A 23874-nucleotide genomic window follows, 5' to 3' on the forward strand; every position below is an offset into this window, starting at 1 on the left:
TCGTGGTTGACGCCCGCATTCACGGGCACGATTCGTTGAAACACGCTGACTGGGCCCGCTCACCCCAGCCAGCTCTTGATGCGCGCTTCGATATCTCGTCTCGTCCGAGTGAGAGGAACTTTAAGGTCTATACCCTGGGGGATCTGCCAGGCCTGCTGAACGACCTGCGTAGCGCCGCGCCGGACAGTTGGCTGGAAATCCGGTGCTTCCGCGGCGACGTCAAACGACTAGGGCCTGCCGAGGTCAGCTCCAGCACCCCTCACGAGGTGGAGCAGTTCCTGCTCGCGACGGGCCCGTGATGGCCTTGGGTTTAGAAGAAGATCAAGGATGGCTGGTCGGGTGGTGGCTCCCCTGGTCAGCCCGTCCGTGGTTGTCGGGCAGCGTCGGCGCTTGCGGGCAGTCTTGGCTGTACGGATGGCTGTACCGTCCCGGGCCGTGAGCACAGACGTGACTTTGCTTGTCGGTACCGCCGAGCCGGACGATGCACCCTCCCTGGCGCGATTCGCGCGAGAGGTCGCAGGAGTGCTCGATCTCGAAGACTTGGAATGGGTCGGCGACCCTAAGCGTGTCCTTGGTGACGGGAAGGATTTTCGGGCTTGGCTCGGCTTGCGGCCGGACGACGAGGAGCCGGGCCTCAGTCACCCCTTCTGCGTAGACGTGGCGACCGGAAAGGGCGCCGAGGTCGAGGTCGGTAGGAGGTTGTTCCAGGAGCTGGCAGACACCGGACGCTTCCGTGTGGTGCTGTTCCTGGACTGGGAATGCGACCGGTCGACGCACTTTTCGTGCCAGGACTGGTGACCTGGCGGTACTGCTGGGGGCGAGTGCGGCGGATCTCCTCGTCGGGCAGTCGTAGACCGTCCAGCCTCCCCGGACGGAGACAAGGTGGAGCGCCCTACTGGACGAACGACCTTGGCCCCGGCCGGCCGTTCGTCTACGGTCGCCCTCGTACGCTAACGAACGAGACGAGAAGTGAGACGAAGGCAGGACGGCGCCCCGATCATCCTGATCTAAAGGTCGCCCCCGGCGCCCAGACGTAAATCCACGGCGGGCCGGTGCCGGCCACGGGCTCCACGCTCGTAGACGCCGGCCATGTCGGCATCGAGTAACTCGCCACCGAACTCCACCCACAGCCAGTTCTGGTCGATCACGTCGGGCGGGACGCCGACTTCGTCGACGGGCACCAGCAAGGACCCGCCGTCGACCGGACCTCCAACGCACGGCACGTCGACCTTTCCCCACATGTCCCGATCATCAAACGGCCGCGCTGATGACCAGGCAATTTCGCCCGTTCCCGCCTACGCGTCCAGCGCTCCGAGCGCCCTGCCGGGATCATCGAGAGCGGGCGGCGCGCAGCGACTCGGCAGCTGTCAGGAGAGCGGCACCGAGGAGCACCGTGTCCTTCAACAGGAATTGCCCCAGCTGAGAAAGGCTCAACATCCCCTGCCCTTCCTGCCGAGTCCCGGGCGTCGTGGCCAGGAAACTGAGCGTGGTGAGGAACATCCCCACCGCCCCGAAGCTACCGATCGCCGACGCTCTGGGCGCAAGCGGCTTCGCGGCGATCAGAGAGCCCACGGTGATCTCCGTGACCCCGATGAGTCGGTTGAGCTTTTGTGCGCCCAGCTTCTCGCGGACCCGCGAGAACAGCGGACTCGATGTGACCAGCGGCTCGTCGTTCTCGACCTCATACTGCTTGAACTTGAGCGCACCGATCCACAAGATGTTCGTCGCCAGTGCGGAGCGCAGGACCGAGAAGCCTACGGAAGCGAGGTCATCCGCCGAGGCGTGTCGTGTGCCCATCGCTCACTCCTAGTCGCTGTGTCGACGGTCGGCGTGCTGGCGGACCATTACCCGCTGGGACCCGCCACACGCACCGAGGGCGCGCCACTGCAGTGTCGCCTGGCTGCGCCATGGGTGCTGAGATCATCGCAGGGGCATACTCAGTATGCTGCCCACCATGCGACCTGATCGTCGAACGTTGGCGCTCACCGCCGTGGTGGGAGGTTTCCTGCTCGGCTTCCTCGACTTCTTGTGGATCAAGTTGGTGCCGTACCCCTTTGCCGAACTCGGCAACTCCACCGCCACGTGGGCAGTTGCCGCCTTCGCCTTCGGGTACTGGGTCCGGTCGGGCTGGATGTGCCCGGCCCTGGGCGCCGCCGTCCTGCTCGTCGTAGCGGTGCCCAGCTACTACCTGGCGGCAACGCTCATCCAGGGAGACGACCTGGCTGTGGTGTGGGCACCGGCGTCGCTGCTCTGGATGGTCTTCGGCGTCCTCGCCGGGGTGGTCTTCGGCATCGGCGGCACCTGGGCGCGTGAGTCGGGCTGGCGACAGGTTGTCGGGATCGCACTGCCTGCCGCGGTGTTCTTCGAGGAAGCGGCAAGGTTCGCCCGCAAGGCCAATGATCCCAACTACCCCCCAGGCTCCGGGTGGAACGTCGCCATCGACGTCGCGCTCGGTGTCCTGGTCGTCGCGCTGATCGGGAGAACGAGCCGGCAGCGAGCGCTCGCGTTGGCCGTGGCCCTGCCCCTAGCCATGATCATCTTCATCGGATTCGCGGTGGCCGGCGGTTACTAACCTCTGCGCGCTTCGCTCGCCTCGGTCCGCACACGTCTCTGACGTTCGGCGCTGGCTCAGCTGGGAAAGGGACGACCCCCGCCGGGGGGAGCCTGGTCGGGGCCAGTGTCAGCGGGTGTCGTTCCCTGTGGTCCTGCCCTCGGTGTCACGCCTCCTGTAACCACTGGAGTCGGTCGCGCATACAGCGTTTGCTGACTATCTGCTGGCGCGGCACCTTCTGCTCCACCCCCAACGCCACGGCTCGATGATGCCTCCGCCGCCCAAATCCTCAGTTCGACCGGAGCGGGTACATGTCGAAGACGGCCGCCTGGCTCCGTCCCAGCCGGTGAGAGCCATTCTGCGGCGTGCACGTGGAGCCGCGGACAACGACCGGTAGGAGGCCGGGATGCGGAAGGTGATCGCGAACGAGTGGATGACGCTGGACGGGGTGGTGCAGGCTCCCAGCTATGCCGACGAGGATATGACCGGTGGCTTCGGGCACGGTGGCTGGCATGCCCGCTACTTCGACGACCTGTCGATGAACTGGGTGATCGAGAACGTGCGCGGCGCGGGCGGCTACCTGCTGGGGCGCGGCACGTACGAGATCTTTGCCGCCCACTGGCCGAGCGCGCCGGAGGAGCAGCAGGTGCTCGCCCAGCCCCTGAACGCATTGCCGAAGTACGTCGCCTCGACGACCCTCGACGAGCCGCTCGGCTGGCAGAACTCGACGCTGCTGCGAGGCGACATCGGTACGGAATCGAACCGTCGACCTACGCATTACGAGTCAGTCCCCCAGCGCTGGTCCACCGCCTGGTCCTCATGCCGGACCGGGCGCCTCGGTCCGCCATCGTCCGCTCACTGGCGGAGCCAGTGAGCGGGCTCATGCTCCGCTGGTTTGGCTGCTCGCTTGGCTGCTCGACCGGATCCTGGTCCTGCACTGATGCGTCAGGCATCGACTATGTTGCCGAGGTGGAGCAACGGAGCACCGACGGACCGATTGCCCGCTACGTCGTGCCGTTCTACCTCGACATGATGGGAACCAACGCCCTCAGGTACGGACTTCCCTCGCTCGCAGCCGTTGCAGAAGTGAGCCGAGCCGCAACGCCCTCCGATGTGATCGCACTCCTGTATGACAGCTGGCGTCCACGTGTCATGGGCGCCTGGTACTCGGTAGGGGTCGGCGGTCCGGAGGTAACCGCCGCCGTTCTCCACGCCCTAGCCACATCGCGGGGTGCCCTCGACGCGCCGCCCCTTGCGACAGCCGCCGTCGTCCTGGCCGGCCCCGAGGCCGTTGAAGCCCTAGAGCAATACTTCGCCGCGGATCAGGCCAAGGGCTGGGGGGCAAGTGGGGTGATCGCCGCAGCAGCGGACCACGTCCGTCTTCACCACCACGTCGCCACCTCGCTTCCACTTCCAACCGACGCAGACCGAGACACCTTCACCGCTCTCATCGACATCGCCCGCCGGCTGCAAGCCGCCTGACCGGCCTGTTGTCCACGACGTCTCGCTTACAAGGCGCTTTCGGCGAAGGTCGCAGCGTCCGCTGACGTCCAGCCTATTAGGGCTGGAGGCGACCCCCGTCCGCGCTGGTCCGGCCTCGGCCGCCACCGTTGATGTCAACGACTGATGTCAGCTCGCCGCTGTTGCGGCTTCCTGGTCGACGAGGGTGACCCTGCCGAGGAAGCCGGAGATGGTCGTCGGCCCGTCTCGACCACGCTCGTCTCCAAGTCGCTGCTCCGATGCCTGCCGTGAAGCGCGGGGATCACGACCAGGGCGGCTCGCCCAGCAGTTCACGGCAAGCCGTCATGAGCTTCTCTTGAGCGTCGGCGATCCGGGCTTCGGCTTGCGTCATGTCCGCCTTGCCATGGCTGCCCACGTCCAGGTCGCCAGCCTCCTTCACCGCCAACACCAACTCCCCGCCGGCCGCGCTGACAGCGGGGTCCGTCGAATTGGCGGCCCGGGCCCCAACGGTGCCGTTTGGGGCGTAGAAGCGCTCATTCTCGTCCACCAGGCGTGCCACCCCAGCACAACCACCACGGGTGTACTTGTCAGGGCTGGGCGGGCTTGCTGCCGGTTTTTCGTCGGTACAAGCGGCCAGAAGCAGGGTGGCGCCAAGGAGGCACGCGGCGAGAGACCGATTCACCGGCGGATCGTATATCGGCGATCATGGGGGACCGCATCGACTCGGCTGAGTGCTATCCCACGAGGATCGGGTTCATGGGTTCACCTGGGCGGCTGCGTGGCCACATGCCGACTTGACTGTCCGCACTCGTCCTCGAGCGGGTGTCCCCGTTCGGGCAGTTTGCTGTCATCGTTGCTGTCGACACAGAGACGGGCGGCTCACCCACCCGGATGCTAAGGGCCCACCCGAGCGGGACCTGAAAGTGCAGCAGTGCGCGGGCGACGGCAGACAGCACGCCGGCTCGAACCCGACCAGGCCAGCCAGTTGCAGGAGTTGGCCTGCGGCCCCGGCTGAGGCAACCCGACCACGAGTCTCAACCTGAATCGGGTGACGGTCCTCGCCCCCGGCGTCTGAGCCGAGCGAGAGCCAGCATGATCATGATGATTCCGGCGGCTTCGAGGAATGCGGGCAACTGGAGAAGCAGGTCCTCCGTCGCGTACCCCTCGGCCGTAGCAGCTTTGGTCGCATCCGTTCGGTCGACGTGCAGCCTCACCGCGTCTCCGTTGCGATACCGAACCTCATCGAGTTCGCTGGAGAGCAACTCCCGGTGCCGCGCACCGTTGAGGGCGTAGTCCACGGTCACCCTCGTCACCGAGGTCGAGCGCCCGATCTGGTATCGCTCCACGTGGACGACTCGGCCGGTCGTCTCGACGCCGACGCGCACCCTCTGGCCGATCACCGCGTCTAGCCGGGCCGAGAGCATGAGTCCGCCACCGACCAGGAGACTGCCCAGGACGACCGCCACGACGACCCGTAGCCGCCGTCCATCGAAACCGGTCACCGACGTGGGCCCTCCAAGCCGCGGCAAGCTGACCAACGGGAACTGGGCAGGCGCCAGCTAGTGTCGCGTGTCTGAATTGATTTGACGGTGCGGGTGCGGGAGACTGCCTTTCGTGTCTGTTGCTGCCGCATTGGTTCTTCGTCCGGGCGATGGTGCTCGGCTTCGGGAGCTGACGAGGTCGTCGTCGGCTCCGGGCGGGCATGTGCAACGCGCCCGGATGCTGTTGTTGGCAGCCGAGGGGTTACCGAATGCGGAGATCGGGCGTCGGGTGGGGATGACTCGGCAGACGGTGATCGCGTGGCGGGCCCGGTACGAGGCCGGCGGGATCGACGCCCTGGCTGATCTGCCGCGTTCCGGGCGTCCGCCGATGATCGATGAGGCCGCCGTGGTGGTGTCCACCTTGAACCCGCCGCCTGCGGATTTGGCGGTGACGCACTGGTCAGCACGGTTGTTGGCTGATCACCTGACGCGCAACGGCATGCCGGTCAGCTTCGCCGAGGTCGCCCGGATCTGGCGAGCCTGGGACCTGCAGCCACACCGGGTGGAGACGTTCAAGTTCTCCACCGACCCGCAGCTTGAGGCGAAGATCCGCGACGTCGTCGGCTTGTATCTCGACCCGCCCGCCAACGCCGTCGTCGTGTGCGTCGACGAGAAGTCCCAGATCCAGGCCCTCGACCGGACGGCACCGCTGCTGCCGATGCGGTTCGACCAGGCCGAACGCCGCACCCACGACTACAAACGCCACCCGACGACCACACTGTTCGCCGCCCTGGAGGTCGCCACTGGGAAGATCACCGCCGACGCCTGCTACGACCGGCACCGCAACAACGAGTTCCTGCGGTTCCTCAAGCAGGTCGCCAAGGCCCACCCGCGGGTGAAGCTGCACGTCGTGGCGGACAACTACGCCACCCACAACCACCCGAACGTCAAAGCCTGGCTGGCGCGCAACCCGCGGATCACCATGCACTTCACCCCGACCAGCGCCTCGTGGATGAACATGGTCGAGATCTTCTTCGGCATCATCACCCGCCAGGCCATCCGCCGCGGAACCTTCACCAGCGTCCCGGACCTCACCCGCGCGATCCGCACGTTCATCGACGCCTACAACCAACGCTGCCAGCCGTTCTGCTGGACCAAGACCGCCGATCAGATCCTGACCAAAGCCAACCGTCAAAAGACCTCAGACACGCGACACTAGTGGTCGTTGAGCATGAACAAGAGCGTCTGGTGCTCGACATCGAGGAACGCGACCCGCCATCGTGGCGACGGCGCTGTTTCGTTGTACGACCTGCTGTGCAGCCACCGCGACTCGCTTGGCAGAAACGGCACCAGGGCAGGCCACACGTCTGCGGGGCTACTGTCGTGGGGAAGCTCATCCAGGTTGACAGATGTGTACGGTACGAAGTCGTATCGCTTCGCCAACGCCTGCGCGTCCTCCGGTCGCAGCTTGACCACGCCCTGGTACGCCCAGTCGGTTAGGGCCGGGCATTCTGGAACACGGGTTGCCCGAGGTGCGCAGCTGCCAGTGGATTTCTGGGTAATCGCCGAGGTCCGGCAAGTCATCCGGAGGATCCCAATGGTCGGTGCGGACCTTCGCCTCTGCGACCTGCATGGACTCCTGGCAGGTACGCGTCTCCGCCGGATCGTCACCGATGAGCAGGAATCCGGCTGCGGCGCACCCGACGACCGCCAGCAGCATCGCAGCAGCCGCGCCGAATACGGCCACCAGCAGCGGCCTGCGCGTCTTCATGGTCATTAGAGTACGAGTCCTCGGCCACAACCGTCGTCCACAGGTCGCCCCTGGATCAACGAAGTACGAGATCAATTCCGTGAACGCTTGACCGGCAACCAGCTCGTGAGCAGAGGTTCCAGCTTTGGCATCAGGCGGAGGCCGAAGATGCGGATCTCCGCGGCGGGCATGACACCTGCCCACATGCGTCGACCCCTTGACCCCAGGCAACCAACGAGCGATCTTGACCAGCAGTGCCACAATCGCTCACCTGCACAAACAGTCCCCGTCGTCCGGGGACGTCCGGCGTTGTGCGTGCTGGTAGTCACGCAGTTAGCCACTCAGCTGGCGGCCTCCAGGGCGGCGATGACCACCTCGAGCACGGTCACGCGGCTGGGATGCTCTTGCCGGTAGACGGCGACGGCCTAGTCCCGCCACTCGGGTCGCAAACGGCCCTGGCCTCGGCGGCGCGTAAGGCCATTCAGGATCCGGTCGTCTGGTATCTGCGGAGCGCAGCTTCGGCGAGCTGGGTGAGGTATTTGTCGCCGCCGGGTTTGTTGCCCTGTTCTTGGACGACCACCAGAGTGGTTCCGATCCGGACGAGTATGCTGTCGCCTTCCAGCGTGTCAGAACCGGACGTCATGCTGCAGCTGACGTGCATACTGTCATCGCCCAGCCGCGGCCCTGGTGCCACTGCGAAGCGGTAGCTGTCGCCGGCGCGCTGGCCGGACAACGCGACGGTGGGGCAACGGCCGATGAAGGTTCGCAGGTCGGTCATTGCTCGTCGTGCACCGTCATCGGCGTACGTCCTGAGGAATTCGTTTCCCACCCAGAAGTCATCGGGACCCGCGTCATAGCTGAGGGTGGCTGCGGCCATCGCTGACGGAGTCCCGGTTAGCCGCGTGGCCGACAGCAGCGGGATCATGCTGTCCGAACAGGGCACGTCGACGCCTGGGCGTTGATCTCCAGCATCCGCCGGCATGACGGTTGCGATCTCCACAGTGAATCCGGGCGGCACTGAGTCCGTGGCCAGCAAGCGTGCGGACAGCGTCGCCGAGTAGCCTGGTCCGCCGGTCGCCGGAACTTCTGGGGAAGCTGGCTTCGTGGCTGCGGCCGAGCTCGTCGCCTGCGCCGTGGAGGGGATCGTTTCGCCTGCTGATCGATCCGCTGTATGAGCCGTTGAAGAACCGCATGCGGTCACCATGCAGACGGCCACCACCGCGACTAACCTACGCAGCACCATCCTGAGCACCGGGCTGACTCCACCTCTCACGTGAGACGCGTCAGGCCCGCGTGGGCCTCGCAGCTCGCCGCCAATCGATCATCGTTAGTTGGGCCGACACTGGTCCGAACGATCTTTGCAGGACTCGGCGAGTCCTCGACGACAGCGGTGCCGGAGGAGTCATCCCGGCGGCAGGGGTGATCCAGCAGCATCAATCCGAGGGGGAAGCCGACGTGGCGATCTGGGGTCTAATTAGCATCAACGCCGCGGCCTGTTCGGTTACGGTCGGCTGACAAGAGTCCTTCTGCGCCAGGCGCCGGGCCGTCTGTGGGCCGAGCTGCTTGGACTCCGGTGAGGAGGAAGCTTTCGGGCTGCAAGTGCGGATCTCCTCGTCGGGCAGTTGTAGGCCCTTCCAGCCTCCCCGCTATTTGCCATCCCGCCTGCCGCCGACCCGCCCTCCTGGGGAGCGGGCCACTGCCCGGTCCGCCACGTCAAGCGGACCTTGACGCACGTACGGACGCTGGCGGGCCGGGCGGTGGTCTGCTCGGCTCGCCCGGGTCGTCGCCGGCGGGATGGCCCTGCGCAACCACCCACGGACCGCAACGCGCGCACGAAGCCCCGGCCATCCTGGAGCCGTTGCGCCCCCGCCGGAGGCGCAGTGACCGCGACCGGGCGACCGGCTGTCGAGTCTCAGGACCTCAGTGACAGAACAGTCTCAAGACGTGAGTGACACTTCCGGCTAGCCGGGTGGGGACGGCGGCTCGGGTGGGCGTCCGCGGGTGCGTGCCGCGTCGGCAACGGCGATCCCGGTGAGGACTGCGATAGCGGCGATGGCAGTCACTAGCGGCGGCACGAGGAGCATCGGCGGTGCCAGGGCGGCCAGCGCGAGGACGCCGATCCACCGATCCCGGGACACACGGGCGAAGATGGCGTATTCGAAGCCGGCCCGACCGACCAGAAACAGCGCGGGTCCGCCGAGGATGACGGCGACCCAGGCTGGTTGCGTGTGTTCGAGTGGATGAGCGATGACGAGTTTGTCGCCGACGGCGGTGACGACGATGCCGGCCAGCATGATCAGATGAGCGGCCGCCGCCGTTTGGGCAACGCGGTCCGGATTGCGGGCCGCTTCGATGGCGGCGGGCAACAGTTCCCCGGACCGATGGATGTAGATCCGCCAGAACAGGGCCGCGCCGACGAACGACACCACGAACGCCGCCGTCCGATCGGCCGCGAAGCCGGCGCCACCGAGGGCCATCGTGGTGACCAGGATCAGCTCGCCGAGCGCGATGATGAAAACTTGCTGGTACCGCTCGGCCAGGTGCTCAGCCACAATCGGAAACGGCGATATGGGCGAGCGACGCAGCCCCGGGGTCGAGTAGCGGAGGGCGGCGCCCGTGTAGTCCATGGCAACCGCCAGCGTCCACAGGACCGCGCGCCCCGTATCGGGCACGAGCGCACCCGCGATCCACGGCACCGCCGAGGCACCGAACCAGGACAGCGCCCGGATGCTTCTGCCCTGCGACTCGTGGCCACGCAGGGCGAGGACCAGGAAGAGTTGGCGGCCGACATGGATGCCGACGTACATGCCAGCAAAGACCAGACCTCGCGCGCCGAATGCGTCGGGCAGCGCGACCACCATCACCAGGCTGCCGAGCATGGTCGCGGTGACCACCAGCTGAATTTCCGGCTGTTGCGGGTCGTACAGGTCGGTGACCCACACCGTGATGCTCCACATCCACCACATGGCCAACAGCAGCACCAGCGTCTCGAAGGCGCCGCTCCACCTGAGATCCTCGAGCAGCCCTTGGGAGAGCTGGGCGAGCGCGACGACGAACACCAGGTCGAAGAACAGCTCCAGGAAGTTCGCCCGCCGCGGCTCCTCGGGCATCCGCAGGAACCGGGCCCCGCTCGTCGTCATCATCCCGCCCGTTCTGCCGGCTTTACCCATGCTTGGGGCATTCTTACCATGAGGCAGCGCTGGTGAATACGGAGGTGGGTGGGCTGGAATCGGGCGGCCGGTTACACGGGCGGACGACGGTAGAGGCCGATCAGTTCCTCCTATCCCGTCGCCGCCTGTTCGGCTCAGCTCGTCGACCTGGCCTAGGGGGCGGGCGGGCGCTATAGGCGGCTGAGTGTCACCTAGTCGCCGGCACGCTCCGGGTGCGTGGGCAGCTGCAACGCGATCCCGATACGGGCGGCTTGGCCTTCGTCGAGACGAAACCGCGCGGTCCCGTCGGACATTGCCGCTGCCGCCCACAGTGTTGGCGGCCCTACGCCGCCATCATGAGCGCCAGGCGGCCGAACGTCTCGACGCCGACAGCTGGGGCCGACCCGGGTCTGGTCTTCGCGACCAGCGTCGGTACCCCGATCCACCCACGCAACGACTACCGCTCGTTCCGGGAGATCATCCGACAGGCCGGTCTGCGGCAGGTTCGGCTGCACGACCTACGGCACACGGCGGCGAGCGTCCTTCTCGCCCAGGGCGTACCTGCCCGCGTGGTCATGGAGATTCTGGGCCACTCGCAGATCAGCGTGACCCTCAACATCTACGCCCACGTGGCCCCGGAGATCGCACGGGAAGCCGCGTCTCGGATGGAGGGGGCGCTGTGGTCGAGTGAATGAGGGTTGGCTGCTCGTTTGGCTGCCCGGCTCTCCAACGCCACGGAAAAGGCCCAGGTCATGATCGGCGATCTAGCCGGTGACCTGGGCCTTTCTCTGGAGCCGCCTGACGGAATCGAACCGTCGACCTACGCATTACGAGTGCGTCGCTCTAGCCGACTGAGCTAAGGCGGCAACGATCGTCAAGTGTACGGCACGGCCCGCCCCACGGCCGAGGGGGTTCCCCCGCCGAGAGACCCGGACATCGGGCGCGATCGGTACGTTCGCCGGACAGCGATCGCCGCCGGTCGGGACTACGCTGCGGCGGGTGAGCGACGACCACGCCGAGCACGCCCCGGGTGAGCGGGCGGTCCGCCGGCCGCGCAGCCTCGATCCGATCGAGCTGGGCTTCACGCCCCGCAAGCCGGTGCCGTGGCTCGCGCCGTTCCTGCTGATCAGCACCGGCATCCGTACCCTGCTCGCGATGCTGTTCGGGGCGTACCTGGACAAGCGGGAGCTGCAGAACGCGCTGGACTCGAAGCTCGCCAAGCAGGTCGGCCCGGACGGCGGGCTCTGGCTCGACTACGTGGCCGACCTGGGCGACGGCTTCAACGCGACCTATTCGGTGGCGTACCTGCTCGCCCAGCCGGAGCTGGAGGTGGACGGGCACCGGCTGCCCCGGGCGCAGACCCTGGTGATGGGGGGCGACCAGGTCTACCCGTCGGCGGCCTACGAGGCGTACGAGGACCGGTGCAAGGGGCCGTACCAGGCCGCGCTGCCGGTGAAGCCGCCCGGGAAGCCGACGCTCTTCGCCGTCCCCGGCAACCACGACTGGTACGACGGCCTGACCGCGTTCCTGCGGCTCTTCGTCCGCTCCCGGGACCGGAACTTCGGCGGCTGGGGCACCGGCCAGTCCCGGTCGTACTTCGCGGTCGAGCTGCCCGCCGACTGGTGGCTGCTCGGCCTCGACGACCAGTCCGGGTCGTACCTCGACGACCCGCAGCTCGCCTACTTCGACGAGGTGGCCCGCAGGCTGGGGCCGCAGAGCCGGGTCATCCTGGCGGTGCCGGCGCCGACCTGGGTCAAGGCCGTCGACCACCCCACGGCGTACGACTCGATCGACTACTTCATCCGTACGATCGTCGCCCCGACCGGCGCGCACGTGCGGCTGCTGATCTCCGGCGACCAGCACCACTACGCCCGGTACGCGGGCCCGGAACGGCAGCTGATCACCTGCGGCGGCGGCGGCGCGTACCTCTACCCGACGCACCAGCTCCGGGAGCGGATCGAGGTGCCGCCGCGGGACACCCTGTCCCGCCGGGCCAGCCGCACCCGCCCGTACGACCTGGTCGCCCGCTTCCCGGACGCGGCCCGCTCCCGGCGGTACGGCTGGGGGATCTTCCACCGACTGCCGCGCCGCAATCCGGGCTTCGGCACACTGCTCGGCACCCTGCACGTCCTGCTGATGCTGGCGATGGCCGGCGTGGCGGCCAACCGGGTGGGCGGCACCGAGCAGCGGCTGTTCAGCGTCCCCCTGGCGATGATGCTGGTGGTGACGCTGCTCGGGGCGGCCTTGTTCGCCAAGCCACCGAACGCCGGCGGGAAACGGCACGCCCGGCACTGGATCCTCGGCGTGGGCCACGGGCTGGCGCACGTGGGGCTGGCCGCCGCCGGCACCTGGGCCTGGCTCCAGCTGCCCTTCTACGACTGGCCGTGGCCGCTGCCGGTGGTCGCCGCGGCGGTGCTCTACGGCCCGGTGAGTGGCCTGGTGGCCAGCCAGTTGGTGGCGGCGTACCTGCTCGTGGCCGGCGCGTTCGGGGTGAACCTCAACGAGCTCTTCGCCGGGCAGGGCATCGAGGACTCGAAGGCGTTCCTGCGGATGCGCATCGACCCCGACGGCACCCTCACCATCTACCCGATCGCCGTCGACCGCGTCGCCCGCGACTGGCAGCTCAACCCCGACAACTCCCCCACCGCCTCCTGGCTGACCCCGAAGACCCCCCTGACCCCCCGCCTCGCCGAACCCCCCATCACCCTCACCTGACCGTCGAGGAGTTGACCAAGAAGTGTGCGTCCGGATTCGGGGCTCCCGAGGACGCAAACTTCTTGATCAACTCGAAAAGGGCGGAGGTCAGGGGGTGTAGTGCTGGTCGTGGGCCTGGCGGGGGGCGCAGACGGAGGCCCGGGAACACGAGCAGCGGGAACCGTCGGCGTCCAGGCGTACCGTCACCGCGTCCCGGGGGACGCTGTGACCGACCACCTTGCCGTCACCCTCCGGGCTGGTCACCCGGCTGCCGATCGGCGGTGCCGACTCCTGGAACCGCTGGTAGAGCGGGTGCTCGTACTTCAGGCAGCACATCAGCCGCCCGCAGGCGCCGGAGATCCGCAGCGGGTTGAGCGGCAGGTCCTGGTCCTTGGCCATCCGGACGGTCACCGGCTCGAAGTCGTTGAGGAACGTCGCGCAGCACAGGTCCCGGCCGCAGGAGCCGATGCCGCCCTGCACCCGGGCCGAGTCGCGGGCCGAGAGCTGGCGCAGCTCCACCCGGCAGTGCAGGGTCGCGCCGAGGTCCCGGACCAGCGAGCGGAAGTCCACCCGGTGCGGGGCGGTGAAGTAGACGGTGGTCCGGTCGCCGCCGTCGGCGACGCCGAACACGTGGTCGACGGCCAGCACCTTCATCGGCAGGCCGTGCTCCCGGATCAGCCGCTTCGCCGCCACCTTGGCCTCGGCCTTGCGCCGGCGCAACAGCTCGTCGCGGCGCAGATCCTCCTCACCGGCCAGGCCGGCCAGCTTCGGGAAGCCGTCGGTCTCCTCGGTGACCCACTGGGCGGCCCAGACGCACTCGGCCACCTCGGGCCCGTCGTCGGTGGGCACCAGCACGCGGTCGCCTACCTGCGGGCGAAACTCCCCCGGATCGAGGTAGTAGAGGCGCCCGTACCGGTTGAAGCTGACCGCGCAGAGCATGCCCATGCCCACCACCCTACGACGGACGGTCGGCGTCGGCTGTTCCACCCGTCGCCGGGCGGTCACCCCATGCAGTCGCCTGCGCCGGTCGACCCGTCCCTTGCGCCTCGCCCGGACGGTTGACGATCCGGAGGCGGTCGGCCTCCCGGCAACGCGGGCTCAGCCGATCCGGACCGAGGCGCCGTGGTACGGAGACCCGCCCACCGGCGTCCGCCAGGACGACTCGGCCAGGCTCGGCGACCACTGGCGCAGCAGCGTCTCCGCGCCGTCGTACGCCACCCCGAGCACCGAGAGCACCCGGGTGGCGATCTCCGCCGCGGCCAGGGTGCCGACCCCGGGGTCGGTCACCGCGCGGACCCGGACCGCCTCGGCGGAGCCGAGCACCTCGGCGAGCACCCGGGCCACCGCCAGCCGGCTCCCCTCCACCCAGTGGGCGAGCGCGTCGGCGTAACCGGCGGTCGACTCCAGCCGCCCGGCCAGGCTTTCCGGGCCCTCGTCCAGGTGGCGCAGCAGGGCCGCGCGGGCCTCGCCGTACGCCCCGGCGGCCGGGCCGGACCAGATGCCCGCATCGGTCAGCGCGGCGCACGCGTCGTCGTACCCCCGGACGAGCCGGCGCACGGCGTGCCCGGCGGTCGCCAGCGGCGCCGGATGCAGGTCGAGGAAGCCGCGCAGCGCCTCGCCCGGCAGCACCTGCATCCGGCGCAGCAGCGGCCAGACCGGATGGCCCTCGGGGGCGCCGGCCGCCAGCTGGGCGTCGACCCGGGCGAGCAGGTCCAGTCCCGGTTCGGCGAGCCGGTCCAGGGCATCCATCACGCCTCCCCGGCCAGCCGGCGGCGCGCGGTGTCGTCGGCGGCGGCGTAGCGCTCGGCGGCGGTGCGCACCGCGGCCGCGGCGGCGGCCAGCCGGGCGGCGGCCGCCCCGGCCTCCCGGGCCCGGTCGCCGGTGGCGGTGGTCCACTGTCGGTGCAGAGCCCGGCCGATCTCGCCGGGCCGGCCGGAGGCGTGCGCCCCGAAGGCCGGATGCGCGGGATCGCTGGCGGTGACGGTGCGGGCGAGCACGGAGAGCGTCTCGCTCGCCTCGTCGAGGCGGGCGGCGAGGGCGCGCAGGGTCTCCATCTCAGGCCCCCGCCAGCGGCCGGTACGCCGCGAAGGTCTCGTTGTGCAGCTTCTCCCGGGCCCACTGCGCGGCGTCCGCCGCGGCGGTGACCGCGGCCCGCACCGAGCCGGCGACATCCCGGGGGTGGCGGGTGTGCAGCGGCCCGAGAAACCGGACGTCGGTGATCCGGCCGCCGGCGGTCACCACCACCTCGACCAGCCCGTCCGGCGAGCGGACGGTGACCTCTACCGTGGCCACCGCCTGGTCGAACTCGGCCTGTAGGGACTCGATCCGGCGGTAGCGCCGCACCGCCTCCTCGATCCAGGCCTCGTCGATCTCCCCGCGCGGCATCGGTTCTCCCCCCGGCCGACTTCACCCAGCGTGCCGCCATCGTCACTGCGGCACGCTGGACCGTACCGCACGCCAACAACGCGTGTCGATGCCCTGTGGATGAAGGGTCAGCCTCGCCAGAGGGAGAGCATCATCGCCTCCACCGCGATCCGCGGCTTGACGTTCGCCTCGATCGCGGCCCGGCACTCCAGCACCGCCTCCAGCCGGCGGAGCGCGCCCTCGGCGTCCCACTTCCGCGCACCGGCCTCGGCCAGCGCGGCGGTGTCGGTGTGCACCGGGGCGACCGGCGCGCGCAGCGCCATGGTGAGCGCGTCCCGGTAGAAGCCGGCCAGGTCGACCAGGGCCCGGTCCAGGGCGTCCCGCTGCGCCCGGGTGGCCCGCGACTTCTGCCGCTTCTCCAGGTCCTTGAGCTGCCCGGCGGCACCCCGCATGGCACCGGCCGCGCCCCGGCCGGTGCCGCCCGCGCCGAGCGCGGTCTGCAACGCGGCCCGCTCGGCCGCGTCGGCCTCCGCCACGGACGCCTCGGCCTCCGCCTCGGCCGCCTCGATCAGCGCGGACGCCGCGTCCAGCGCGGTGCCCACCCCGGTGAGCCGGCGCGGCACCGCCAGCACCGCGTCCCGGCGCTTGCGGGCCTCCGGGTCGCGGGCCAGCCGCCGGGCCCGACCGACGTGCCCCTGCGCGGCCGCCGCCGCCCACTGCGCCACGTCGGGCGCGATGCCGTCCCGCCGCACCAGCACCTCGGCCACCGCGGCGGCCGGCGGCTGCCGCAGCGGTACGACCCGGCACCGCGACCGGATGGTCACCGAGACGTCGTCCGGGTGGGTGGACGGGGCGCAGAGCAGGAAGACGGTCCGCGGCGGGGGTTCCTCGATCGCCTTGAGCAGCGCGTTGCCGGCCGCCTCGGTCAGCCGGTCGGCGTCCTCGATGACCACGACCTGCCAGCGGCCTCCGGACGGGGTGCTGGCCGCCCGGAGCACCAGGGCGCGCATCTCGCCCACGCCGATGGAGAGCCCCTCGGGCACCACCAGCCGGACGTCGGCGTGGGTGCCGGTCAGCGTGGTGTGACAGCCGGGGCACTCGCCGCAGCCGGTGCCGTGCACACACTGCAGCGCGGCGGCGAACGCGCGGGCGGCCACCGACCGGCCCGAACCGGGCGGGCCGGTGAAGATCCACGCGTGGGTCATCCCGGCGCCGGGGTCCGCGCCGGCGCCGGGCCCGCCGTCGGCCTCGGCCTCGTCGGCGTACGCGTCCTGGTCGTCGGTCGTCGCGCTCCCGGGCCCGACGGCGGCCGGGACGGGGTGGTGCGCGGCGCGCAGCACGGCGGCGGCCGCGGCGGCGGCCCGGCGCAGGGTGTCGACCGCCTCGTCCTGGCCGACCAGGTCGGCGAAGACGTCCGGCATCAGGTCCGGTGCTCCATCGCCACCAGCTCCGTGTCGGATAACTCGGGCTGGACCGAGGTGTCCGGCCCGTGCGCGGGGCGCGGGTGCACGATGCCGGCCGGGTTCACCAGGAACTCCTCGACCCGGCGGGCGACCAGTGCGGAGATCTCCCCGGCCGGCCGGGAGGCGTCCAGCACCAGGTAGCGCTTCGGGTCGTTGGCGGCGAGGTCGAGGAAGGCGTACCGGACCCGCTCGTGGAAGGCGACCGACTCGGCCTCCAACCGGTCGGCGACCTGGTTGCGGGCGGCCACCCGGGACAGGCCGGTGTGCGGGTCGACGTCGAGCAGCACCACCAGGTCTGGCTTGAGCCCGCCGGTGGCCCAGGAGGAGAGCCAGGAGACCTCATCGACCGGGAGGGTACGACCGGCGCCCTGGTAGGCCAGCGAGGAGTCGACGTACCGGTCGCTGATCACCATGGCGCCGCGGACCAGGGCCGGCCGGACCACGGTGGCGACGTGGTGCGCCCGGTCGGCGGCGTAGAGCAGCGCCTCGGCGCGCGGGGACGGCGCCTCGGCGCCGGTGTCGAGCACCAGGGAGCGGATCCGCTCGCCGACCGCGGTGGCGCCCGGCTCGCGGGTGACCACCACGTCCCGGCCCTGCCCGCGCAGCCGCTCGGCAAGCGCCTCCAGCTGGGTGGACTTGCCGGCACCCTCGCCGCCCTCGAAGACCACGAAGAGGCCGCTGGAGACGAAGGGCTCGGCCGGCATCAGCGGACGGCCCCGGATCGACCCCCAGAGGTCGGCCAGGACCGGTACGCCCTTCTTGTCGTCCATCTGCCCGAACGCGCTGATCCCGGCGAAGATGCCGGCGGCGCCCGCGGCGAGCAGCAGCAGCCGGGTCGAGGAGAAGGAGATGCCGAGGTCCGCGATGGGCAGCTTGCGGGAGCCGCCGACGCCGACCAGGAGGCTGCTCAGCCCGATGGCCAGGATCAGCACCAGCCGGGTGCCGATCTGCACCACCGCGAAGACCCGGCCGCGCACCTCGTCGGCGACCTCGCCGCCGAGCAGCGTGATGCCGGCCAGGAAGGCCATCCCGGCACCGGCGCCGACCAGGATCGCGCCGAGGATCGCCATCGACAGGTGGATGGCGAAGGCGAGCACCAGGACGGAGGCGCTGGCCAGCACGATGCTCATGCCGAACCAGCGGCGGCGGGACATGTCCCGGACGATCATCGGACCGAGCCCGATGCCGACCGCCAGGCCGATGAAGATGGCGCCGAAGAGCATGTAGAAGGCGGCGTCACCGGCGCCGAGCGAGGCGGCGAAGAACTTGGCCGTGCCGATCACGATGCCGCCGCCGGCGAACGCGCCGAAGATGCCGAGCACCAGGCCGCGGACCAGCGGGGTCTGGCCGATGAACTTCCAGCCCTCGGTGAACTGGCTCATCATGCCCTGCTCGGTGCGCTCGCGCTCGCTGGCCTGCGTCTGGCTGATCTCCTTGATGCCGAAGAGCACCACCAGCGCGGTGGCCAGCCGGGAGAAGGCGTTGAACCAGAGGGCGAGCTGGGCGGGCTCGGCCCAGCCCGGCATCGCGCCGTCGGTGATCCCGCGCACGGTGCGGTCGAGCACCGCCAGGCCGATGGCGGCGGCCACCGGGGTCAGGCCGTACGTGGTGATCAGGGTGAGCTGGTTGGCGGTCTCCAGCCGGGCCCGGGGGATCAGGTTGGGGACCGCGGCCTCCTTGGCCGGGATCCAGAGCAGGGTGAGCGTCTCGATCAGGAAGGTGGCGATCGCGGCCCAACCGACGACCACTCCGCCGCGGGCCCCGGTGAGCGCGAGCAGCGGGATCGAGGCGAAGAGCAGGAAGCGCAGCAGGTCGCAGATGACCATCGTCCAGCGCCGGTCGAACCGGTCGGCCAGCACGCCGGCCACCGGCCCGAGCAGCAGCGCCGGGAGCAGCCGGATCGCGATCACACCGCCGAACGCGGCACCCTGGGCGGTGCTGCCCTGCACCTGGGCGGCGGCGAAGACCGAGGTGGCGAGCAGGCCGAGCCAGTCGCCGAAGGAAGCGGCGCCGAGCACGATCCAGAGCCGGCGGAACGGCCGGATGCGCAGCACGGAGCGGATCGCGGCTGCGCCTGAACGGTCTGCGGCGGCCTGGCCGGCGGTGCCGCCCTGCTGGTTCCCGGACGACGACACGCCGGACGACTCGCCGTTCTGCTGGCTTTCGATGGCCGTACCTCCACGTGCCGACCCAACGCTGGGCAGTCTCGGTGGAACACTCTAGTCCCGGTGGGGGGCCTCCCCACCGGCGACATTCTCCTGCTCGCCGAGCGTAGGCCGCCGAGACCGACGACCGCAGCCCGGCGGTACGTGAGTGTGTTTCGCATTGCTCCCCCGGACAGTTAGCGTGCACCCGTGGCCATCGACAGCGACACCCTGCGCGAGCGCCTCGACCGGGCGACCGCCCACCTCGACCCGCCGTACGCCGTGGTGGACCTCACCGCCTTCGACGCCAACGCCGCCGCGCTGGTCGACCGCGCGGCCGGCAAGCCGGTCCGGGCCGCCAGCAAGTCGATCCGCGCCCGCGACCTGATCGCCCGCGCGCTGGGTCGCCCCGGCTGGGCCGGCGTGATGGCGTTCACCCTGCCCGAGGCGATCTGGCTGGTCCGGTCCGGCGTGACCGGGGACGTGCTGGTCGCCTATCCGACAGCGGACCGGGGCGCGCTCGCCGCGCTGGCCGCCGACCCGGCGCTCGCCGCGGCGGTCACCCTGATGGTGGACGGCGCCGAGCAGCTCGATCTCGTCGATGCGGTGTGCGCCCCCGGGCGCCGGCCCGAGCTGCGGATCTGCCTCGACCTGGACGCCTCGTGGCGACCGCTGGGCGGGCGGGTGCACGTCGGGGTGCGCCGGTCACCGGTGCACAGCGCCGCCGCCGCCGCCGCGCTGGCCGCCACCGTCGCCGACCGGCCGGGCTTCCGGCTGGTCGGGCTGATGTCGTACGAGGCGCAGATCGCCGGCCTCGGGGACGCCCCGCCCGGGCAGGCCGTCCTGGGCACCGCGATCCGGATCGCCCAGCGCGGGTCGTACCGGGAACTGCTGGCCCGCCGGGGCGCGGCCGTCGCCGCGGTACGCGAGCACGCCGAGCTGGAGTTCGTCAACGGCGGCGGCACCGGCAGCGTCGCCGCGACCAGCGCCGATCCCGCGGTCACCGAGGTCACCGCGGGATCGGGCCTGTACGGGCCGGCGCTCTTCGACGCGTACCGTGCTTGGCGGCCGACCCCGGCGGCCTTCTTCGCCTGCCCGGTGGTCCGCCGCCCGGCGCCCGGCCTGGCCACCGTGCTCGGCGGCGGCTGGATCGCCTCCGGCCCGGCCGCCGAGGGCCGGCTCCCCCGCCCCTGGCTGCCGACCGGGCTGGCGCTGGTCGGCACCGAGGGCGCGGGTGAGGTGCAGACGCCACTGGCCGGCGCGGCGGCCGACCGGCTGCGGATCGGCGACCGGGTGTGGTTCCGGCACGCCAAGGCGGGTGAGCTCTGCGAGCACGTCAACGAGCTGCACCTGGTCGACGGCGACGAGATCATCGCCACCGTGCCCACCTACCGCGGCGAGGGCCACGCCTTCCTCTAGGCGCCACCCTCCGCCGAGGCGATCCGCCGCTCAGCCCTGCGGGACGGCCTCGGCCGCGACCTGGCGGTGCAGGTATTCGCGGATCAGCGCCTTGGCCTCGGCGAGGACCCGCTCGTCGCCCTCCGGCTTGCGGCGGAACGCCAGCTTGATCAGGGCGTCCGCGGCCTCGACGGCGATCTCCAGGCAGAACCGCAGCCGCGGCTCGTCGGTCATCCCGAACCGCTCGGTCAGCACCCGGGCCAGCTGGTCGGCGATGACGCCGTTGTTGTCACGCTGCTCATCGAGCAGGTGCAGGTCGACCACGTCGCCGAAGTGCAAGGTACGGAACCCCGGGACGTCGCGGTGCATCGTGATGTACTCGTCGATCCCCGCGTCGACGCCGTCCCACCAGTGGGTCAGGTCGTTCGAGGCGAACCGCTCGTCGAGCCGCTGCAGGTAGGACTCCATCGTGCGCAGGGTGAGTGCCTGCACGATCGCCCGCTTGTCCGGAAAGAACTGGTAGACCGACCCGATCGCCACCTCGGCGCGCTCGGCGAGCAGCGTGGTGGTCAGCCCCTCGTACCCCACTTCGTCGACGAGCTCGGCGCAGGCGTCCAGCATCCGCTGGACCCGCGCGACACTTCGACCCTGCACCGGAACGCGGCGCAGCGGCCCGGTCGTGGCGGCTGGTGTGGACACTCGGTGCCACCCCCCTTTCGACGAAAACACACCCATATGTCACGAGGCCGTGACTACCGGTACAACGAGCGGGCCTCGATTGCGGTATTTACCAGGTACAACGATCCTGATATGAAGTCAGTTCACATTCATCTCGAGGAGCGCCGATGGCCGGCACCGCCCTCTCCTGGTCCAACTGGGCCGGCAACCAGCACAGCGTCGCCACCGCCATCCTGCGCCCCGGCACGATCGACGGCGTCGTCGAGGCCGTCCGCGACGCGGCGGCCGGCGGCGAGCGGATCCGGGTGGTGGGCAACGGCCACTCCTTCACCCCGATCGCCCTACCCGCCGGGCGGCGGATGGAACTGGCCGATCTGGACACCGGCGTCCGGGTGGCCGGCCACTCGGTCACGGTGCCCGCCGGAACGACCCTGCGTGCGCTCAACGAGCTGCTCGCCGCGCACGGCCTGGCGCTGCCCAACCTCGGTGACATCGACGCGCAGACCGTGGCCGGCGCGATCTCCACCGGCACCCACGGCACCGGCGCCGGATACGGCTGCCTGTCCACCTTCGTCGAGGCGCTCACCCTGGTCACCGGCACCGGCGAGGTGCTGCGCTGCTCCGCCGACGAGCACCCCGACGTGTTCGCCGCCGCCCGGGTCGGGCTGGGGGCGCTCGGCGTGCTGGTCGAGGTGACGCTGCGCTGCGTCGACGCGTTCGTCCTGCGGGCGCACGAGCGGCCCGCACCGCTGTCCGCCGTGCTCGCGGAGCTGCCGACCCTCGCCGAGGCGCACGACCACGTCGAGTTCTACTGGTTCCCGTACACCGACCGGGTGCAGGTCAAGACCAACGACCGGGTGCCCGCCGACGACCGGCCGCTGCCCCGGTGGCGCGGCTGGCTGGACGACGACTTCCTGGCCAACACCGTCTTCGCCAGCGCCTGCCGGCTGGGCCGCGCCGTGCCGGCGCTGGCCCCGGGGATCAGCGCGGTCTCCGCCCGGGCACTCACCGAACGCACCTACACCGGCCGCTCCGACCGGGTCTTCTGCACCCCGCGCCGGGTCCGCTTCGTGGAGATGGAGTACGCGCTGCCGCGCGCCGCCCTGCCGTCGGCGCTGGACGCGCTGCGCCGGATCGTCGACGGGCTGCCGTTCAAGGTGCTCTTCCCGGTCGAGGTCCGGTTCACCGCCGCCGACGACATCTGGCTGTCCCACGGCTACGGGCGGGACTCGGCGTACCTCGCCGTCCACCAGTATGTCGGGATGCCGTACGAGCCGTACTTCCGGGCCGTCGAGGAGATGGCGACCGCACTGGGAGGCCGCCCGCACTGGGGCAAGCTGCACTACCGCGACGCGGAGTCGCTCGCCCCCGTGTACCCCCGGTTCGCCGACTTCCTGGCCGTCCGGGACCGCCTCGACCCCGACCGCCTCTTCACCAACGACCACCTGGACCGGATCCTCGGCGGCTGACCTCAGCCGCCCGGCCGGACCATCGGGTCCACACCGCCACCGAGGGCGCGCACGTGCCGGCCCACCCGGTCGTACGCCGCGCGGTAGACCGCCCGCCGCCCCGGCGGCGTGGCGCCGTCGGCAAGCGCCGCCGCCACGTCGACCAGCCGGATGTCGGGCGCCAGCTCCGTCCAGGTCGGCAGCGCCTCGATCGCGTCGATCCGCCACCGCCGCGGCGCCACCTCGGTGAAGGTCACCCGGGCCATCACCCCCTCCCGGTTGGCGTCGACCGGTCGGGCGTGCCGGGCCAACTCGTTGCCCATGCCGTAGACCACCCACTTGTCACCGATCCGGTGGAACGGCTGCACCACGTGCGCGTGGTGCCCGAGGATCAGGTCGATGTCCGGGGACCTGATCAGCTCGGCGGCCCACGTCCGCTGGTCGGCGTCCGGCAGATGCTGGTACTCGGTACCCCAGTGCAGGCTGGCCACCACGATGTCCGCGCCGGCGGCGCGGGCCCGCCGGGCCGCCGCCCGGATCCGCGGCGGATCGATCAGGTTCGCGCGCCACGACTCGCCCGGCGGGGTGCGGAGTCCGTTGAAGTTCAGGGTGTACGACAGGTGCGCCACCCGGACGTCGCCGACCGGGTAGATCGTCGGGGCTGCCGCCTCGACGGCGCTGCGGGCACTGCCCGTGTGACGGAGACCGACCGCGTCCAACGCGCGCAGGGTCCGGGTCACGCCGGCCGATCCCTGGTCCAGGGTGTGGTTCGAGGCGGTCGAGCAGCCGTCGAATCCGGCGGCCCGTAGGCCGTCCAGGACCTGCGGCGGCGCGTTGAACGACGGCCAGCCGGAGAACGGCCCGGTCGGCTCGGCCAGGGGCGTCTCCAGGTGGCACAGCGCCAGGTCGGCACCGCTGACCGCCGGGGCGACCCCCGCGAAGATCGGAGCGAAGTCGAGGCCACCCGGCCGGTTCGTCCGCCGGGCGTCCCGGCGGGCCTGGGCGGTGACCTCCGGGTGCACCAGCACGTCGCCCGCAGCGAGGATCCGCACGGTCCGTCGCCCGGCGGCGTCCGGGTGCGGTCCACCGGTCGCGCCGAGGCCCGGCGGGCCCACGTCCGGGTGCGTGCCGGCGATCGGGACCGGTCCGACGGTGTCGGCCGCCGGGGCGGCCGGCCGGGCGGCGTCCCCGGCCACGGTCGCCAGCAGCAGTACGACCGCCGTCGTCGCGTACCCCGTCGTCCGGCGCCGCCAGCCGCTCCGCCCCCTGTGTCCGGACACGGCGCCACGCTAC

25 protein-coding genes and 1 tRNA gene are annotated in these 23874 nt (G+C 70.7%); 10 read left to right on the forward strand and 16 right to left on the reverse strand.

Going from position 1 to position 23874, the window contains the following annotated elements; genetic code table 11:
* The first annotated feature begins 2 nt into the window (after positions 1-2).
* Together ACLQ2U_RS00835 and ACLQ2U_RS00840 are read left to right on the forward strand one after the other, a co-directional pair.
* Positions 3-299, forward strand: a complete 297-nt coding sequence (locus ACLQ2U_RS00835; protein WP_425748547.1) for a hypothetical protein — start codon at positions 3-5, stop codon at positions 297-299.
* A 136-nt stretch (positions 300-435) separates the two neighbouring features.
* Positions 436-798: a hypothetical protein gene (locus ACLQ2U_RS00840; protein ID WP_425748548.1), complete on the forward strand. Its 363-nt coding sequence runs from the start codon at positions 436-438 to the stop codon at positions 796-798.
* Positions 799-1007: 209 nt separating this feature from the next.
* Here ACLQ2U_RS00840 and ACLQ2U_RS00845 read toward each other — a convergent pair whose 3' ends face one another.
* Positions 1008-1241 carry a hypothetical protein gene (locus ACLQ2U_RS00845; protein ID WP_425748549.1) on the reverse strand — a complete coding sequence of 78 codons (234 nt, stop codon included), beginning with the start codon at positions 1239-1241 and terminating at the stop codon, positions 1008-1010.
* A gap of 88 nt (positions 1242-1329) precedes the next feature.
* On the reverse strand, positions 1330-1797 hold the full coding sequence (locus ACLQ2U_RS00850; protein WP_425748550.1) for a YkgB family protein: 468 nt from the start codon (positions 1795-1797) through the stop codon (positions 1330-1332).
* Between the two features lie 178 nt (positions 1798-1975).
* Here ACLQ2U_RS00850 and ACLQ2U_RS00855 point away from each other — a divergent pair, with 178 nt between their 5' ends.
* The 3 genes from ACLQ2U_RS00855 (at position 1976) to ACLQ2U_RS00865 (ending at position 4033) form a co-directional block, all read left to right on the forward strand.
* The gene (locus ACLQ2U_RS00855) at positions 1976-2572 is read left to right on the forward strand and encodes a DUF6518 family protein (RefSeq protein WP_425748551.1); all 597 of its coding nucleotides are present in this window, start codon (positions 1976-1978) and stop codon (positions 2570-2572) included.
* A gap of 385 nt (positions 2573-2957) precedes the next feature.
* Entirely contained in the window at positions 2958-3425 is a 468-nt protein-coding gene (locus ACLQ2U_RS00860) for a dihydrofolate reductase family protein (RefSeq protein ID WP_425748552.1), read from the forward strand.
* Positions 3426-3433: 8 nt separating this feature from the next.
* The gene (locus ACLQ2U_RS00865) at positions 3434-4033 is read left to right on the forward strand and encodes a hypothetical protein (RefSeq protein WP_425748553.1); all 600 of its coding nucleotides are present in this window, start codon (positions 3434-3436) and stop codon (positions 4031-4033) included.
* A 280-nt stretch (positions 4034-4313) separates the two neighbouring features.
* Here ACLQ2U_RS00865 and ACLQ2U_RS00870 read toward each other — a convergent pair whose 3' ends face one another.
* Both ACLQ2U_RS00870 and ACLQ2U_RS00875 read right to left on the reverse strand, forming a co-directional pair.
* On the reverse strand, positions 4314-4694 hold the full coding sequence (locus ACLQ2U_RS00870) for a hypothetical protein (RefSeq protein WP_130332038.1): 381 nt from the start codon (positions 4692-4694) through the stop codon (positions 4314-4316).
* Between the two features lie 352 nt (positions 4695-5046).
* The gene (locus ACLQ2U_RS00875) at positions 5047-5514 is read right to left on the reverse strand and encodes a DUF3592 domain-containing protein (RefSeq protein ID WP_425748554.1); all 468 of its coding nucleotides are present in this window, start codon (positions 5512-5514) and stop codon (positions 5047-5049) included.
* Between the two features lie 103 nt (positions 5515-5617).
* Here ACLQ2U_RS00875 and ACLQ2U_RS00880 point away from each other — a divergent pair, with 103 nt between their 5' ends.
* Complete coding sequence (locus ACLQ2U_RS00880; protein ID WP_425748866.1) at positions 5618-6712, forward strand: IS630 family transposase; 1095 nt, start codon at positions 5618-5620, stop codon at positions 6710-6712.
* A 174-nt stretch (positions 6713-6886) separates the two neighbouring features.
* On the opposite strand, the gene ACLQ2U_RS00885 is transcribed toward ACLQ2U_RS00880, so the two are convergent.
* The 3 genes from ACLQ2U_RS00885 to ACLQ2U_RS00895 form a co-directional block, all read right to left on the reverse strand.
* Positions 6887-7264 carry a hypothetical protein gene (locus ACLQ2U_RS00885; protein WP_425748555.1) on the reverse strand — a complete coding sequence of 126 codons (378 nt, stop codon included), beginning with the start codon at positions 7262-7264 and terminating at the stop codon, positions 6887-6889.
* Positions 7265-7724: 460 nt separating this feature from the next.
* Entirely contained in the window at positions 7725-8243 is a 519-nt protein-coding gene (locus tag ACLQ2U_RS00890; RefSeq protein ID WP_425748556.1) for a hypothetical protein, read from the reverse strand.
* Positions 8244-9204: 961 nt separating this feature from the next.
* Positions 9205-10386: a low temperature requirement protein A gene (locus tag ACLQ2U_RS00895; protein ID WP_425748557.1), complete on the reverse strand. Its 1182-nt coding sequence runs from the start codon at positions 10384-10386 to the stop codon at positions 9205-9207.
* Between the two features lie 362 nt (positions 10387-10748).
* Here ACLQ2U_RS00895 and ACLQ2U_RS00900 point away from each other — a divergent pair, with 362 nt between their 5' ends.
* Positions 10749-11087 carry a tyrosine-type recombinase/integrase gene (locus ACLQ2U_RS00900; protein WP_425748558.1) on the forward strand — a complete coding sequence of 113 codons (339 nt, stop codon included), beginning with the start codon at positions 10749-10751 and terminating at the stop codon, positions 11085-11087.
* A 94-nt stretch (positions 11088-11181) separates the two neighbouring features.
* On the opposite strand, the gene ACLQ2U_RS00905 is transcribed toward ACLQ2U_RS00900, so the two are convergent.
* Positions 11182-11258: transfer RNA gene (locus ACLQ2U_RS00905), tRNA-Thr, on the reverse strand.
* A 133-nt stretch (positions 11259-11391) separates the two neighbouring features.
* Here ACLQ2U_RS00905 and ACLQ2U_RS00910 point away from each other — a divergent pair.
* On the forward strand, positions 11392-13107 hold the full coding sequence (locus tag ACLQ2U_RS00910; protein WP_425748559.1) for a metallophosphoesterase family protein: 1716 nt from the start codon (positions 11392-11394) through the stop codon (positions 13105-13107).
* Between the two features lie 87 nt (positions 13108-13194).
* Here ACLQ2U_RS00910 and ACLQ2U_RS00915 read toward each other — a convergent pair whose 3' ends face one another.
* The 6 genes from ACLQ2U_RS00915 to tmk all read right to left on the reverse strand — a co-directional run bounded on the left by ACLQ2U_RS00915 (position 13195) and on the right by tmk (position 18967).
* Positions 13195-14031, reverse strand: coding sequence for a PSP1 domain-containing protein (locus tag ACLQ2U_RS00915; protein ID WP_425748560.1), 837 nt, complete (start codon positions 14029-14031; stop codon positions 13195-13197).
* 153 nt (positions 14032-14184) lie between these two features.
* Positions 14185-14835, reverse strand: a complete 651-nt coding sequence (locus ACLQ2U_RS00920) for a hypothetical protein (protein ID WP_425748561.1) — start codon at positions 14833-14835, stop codon at positions 14185-14187.
* Positions 14835-15140 carry a hypothetical protein gene (locus tag ACLQ2U_RS00925; protein ID WP_425748562.1) on the reverse strand — a complete coding sequence of 102 codons (306 nt, stop codon included), beginning with the start codon at positions 15138-15140 and terminating at the stop codon, positions 14835-14837. The genes ACLQ2U_RS00920 and ACLQ2U_RS00925 overlap by 1 nt, the downstream gene beginning before the upstream one ends.
* Position 15141: 1 nt before the next feature.
* Complete coding sequence (locus tag ACLQ2U_RS00930) at positions 15142-15471, reverse strand: YbaB/EbfC family nucleoid-associated protein (RefSeq protein WP_425748563.1); 330 nt, start codon at positions 15469-15471, stop codon at positions 15142-15144.
* A 107-nt stretch (positions 15472-15578) separates the two neighbouring features.
* A complete protein-coding gene (locus tag ACLQ2U_RS00935) occupies positions 15579-16871 on the reverse strand; it encodes a DNA polymerase III subunit delta' (protein WP_425748564.1) in 1293 nt (430 codons plus the stop codon).
* Positions 16871-18967, reverse strand: a complete 2097-nt coding sequence (gene tmk / locus ACLQ2U_RS00940) for a dTMP kinase (protein WP_425748867.1) — start codon at positions 18965-18967, stop codon at positions 16871-16873. The genes ACLQ2U_RS00935 and tmk overlap by 1 nt, the downstream gene beginning before the upstream one ends.
* Positions 18968-19267: 300 nt before the next feature.
* On the opposite strand from tmk, the gene ACLQ2U_RS00945 reads away from it, so the two are divergent.
* Positions 19268-20476, forward strand: a complete 1209-nt coding sequence (locus ACLQ2U_RS00945) for an amino acid deaminase/aldolase (protein ID WP_425748565.1) — start codon at positions 19268-19270, stop codon at positions 20474-20476.
* Between the two features lie 30 nt (positions 20477-20506).
* Here the strand turns inward: ACLQ2U_RS00945 and ACLQ2U_RS00950 are convergent, their stop codons facing one another.
* Positions 20507-21076 carry a TetR family transcriptional regulator gene (locus ACLQ2U_RS00950; RefSeq protein WP_425748868.1) on the reverse strand — a complete coding sequence of 190 codons (570 nt, stop codon included), beginning with the start codon at positions 21074-21076 and terminating at the stop codon, positions 20507-20509.
* A 224-nt stretch (positions 21077-21300) separates the two neighbouring features.
* Between ACLQ2U_RS00950 and ACLQ2U_RS00955 the strand changes: the two genes are divergently transcribed.
* Positions 21301-22602 carry a D-arabinono-1,4-lactone oxidase gene (locus ACLQ2U_RS00955; protein WP_425748566.1) on the forward strand — a complete coding sequence of 434 codons (1302 nt, stop codon included), beginning with the start codon at positions 21301-21303 and terminating at the stop codon, positions 22600-22602.
* A 2-nt stretch (positions 22603-22604) separates the two neighbouring features.
* Here ACLQ2U_RS00955 and ACLQ2U_RS00960 read toward each other — a convergent pair whose 3' ends face one another.
* On the reverse strand, positions 22605-23861 hold the full coding sequence (locus tag ACLQ2U_RS00960; protein WP_425748567.1) for a CapA family protein: 1257 nt from the start codon (positions 23859-23861) through the stop codon (positions 22605-22607).
* Between the last annotated feature and the right edge of the window lie 13 nt (positions 23862-23874).

The organism is Micromonospora sp. DT47 (genome assembly GCF_049844475.1).
Classification (GTDB): Bacteria; Actinomycetota; Actinomycetes; order Mycobacteriales; family Micromonosporaceae; genus Micromonospora.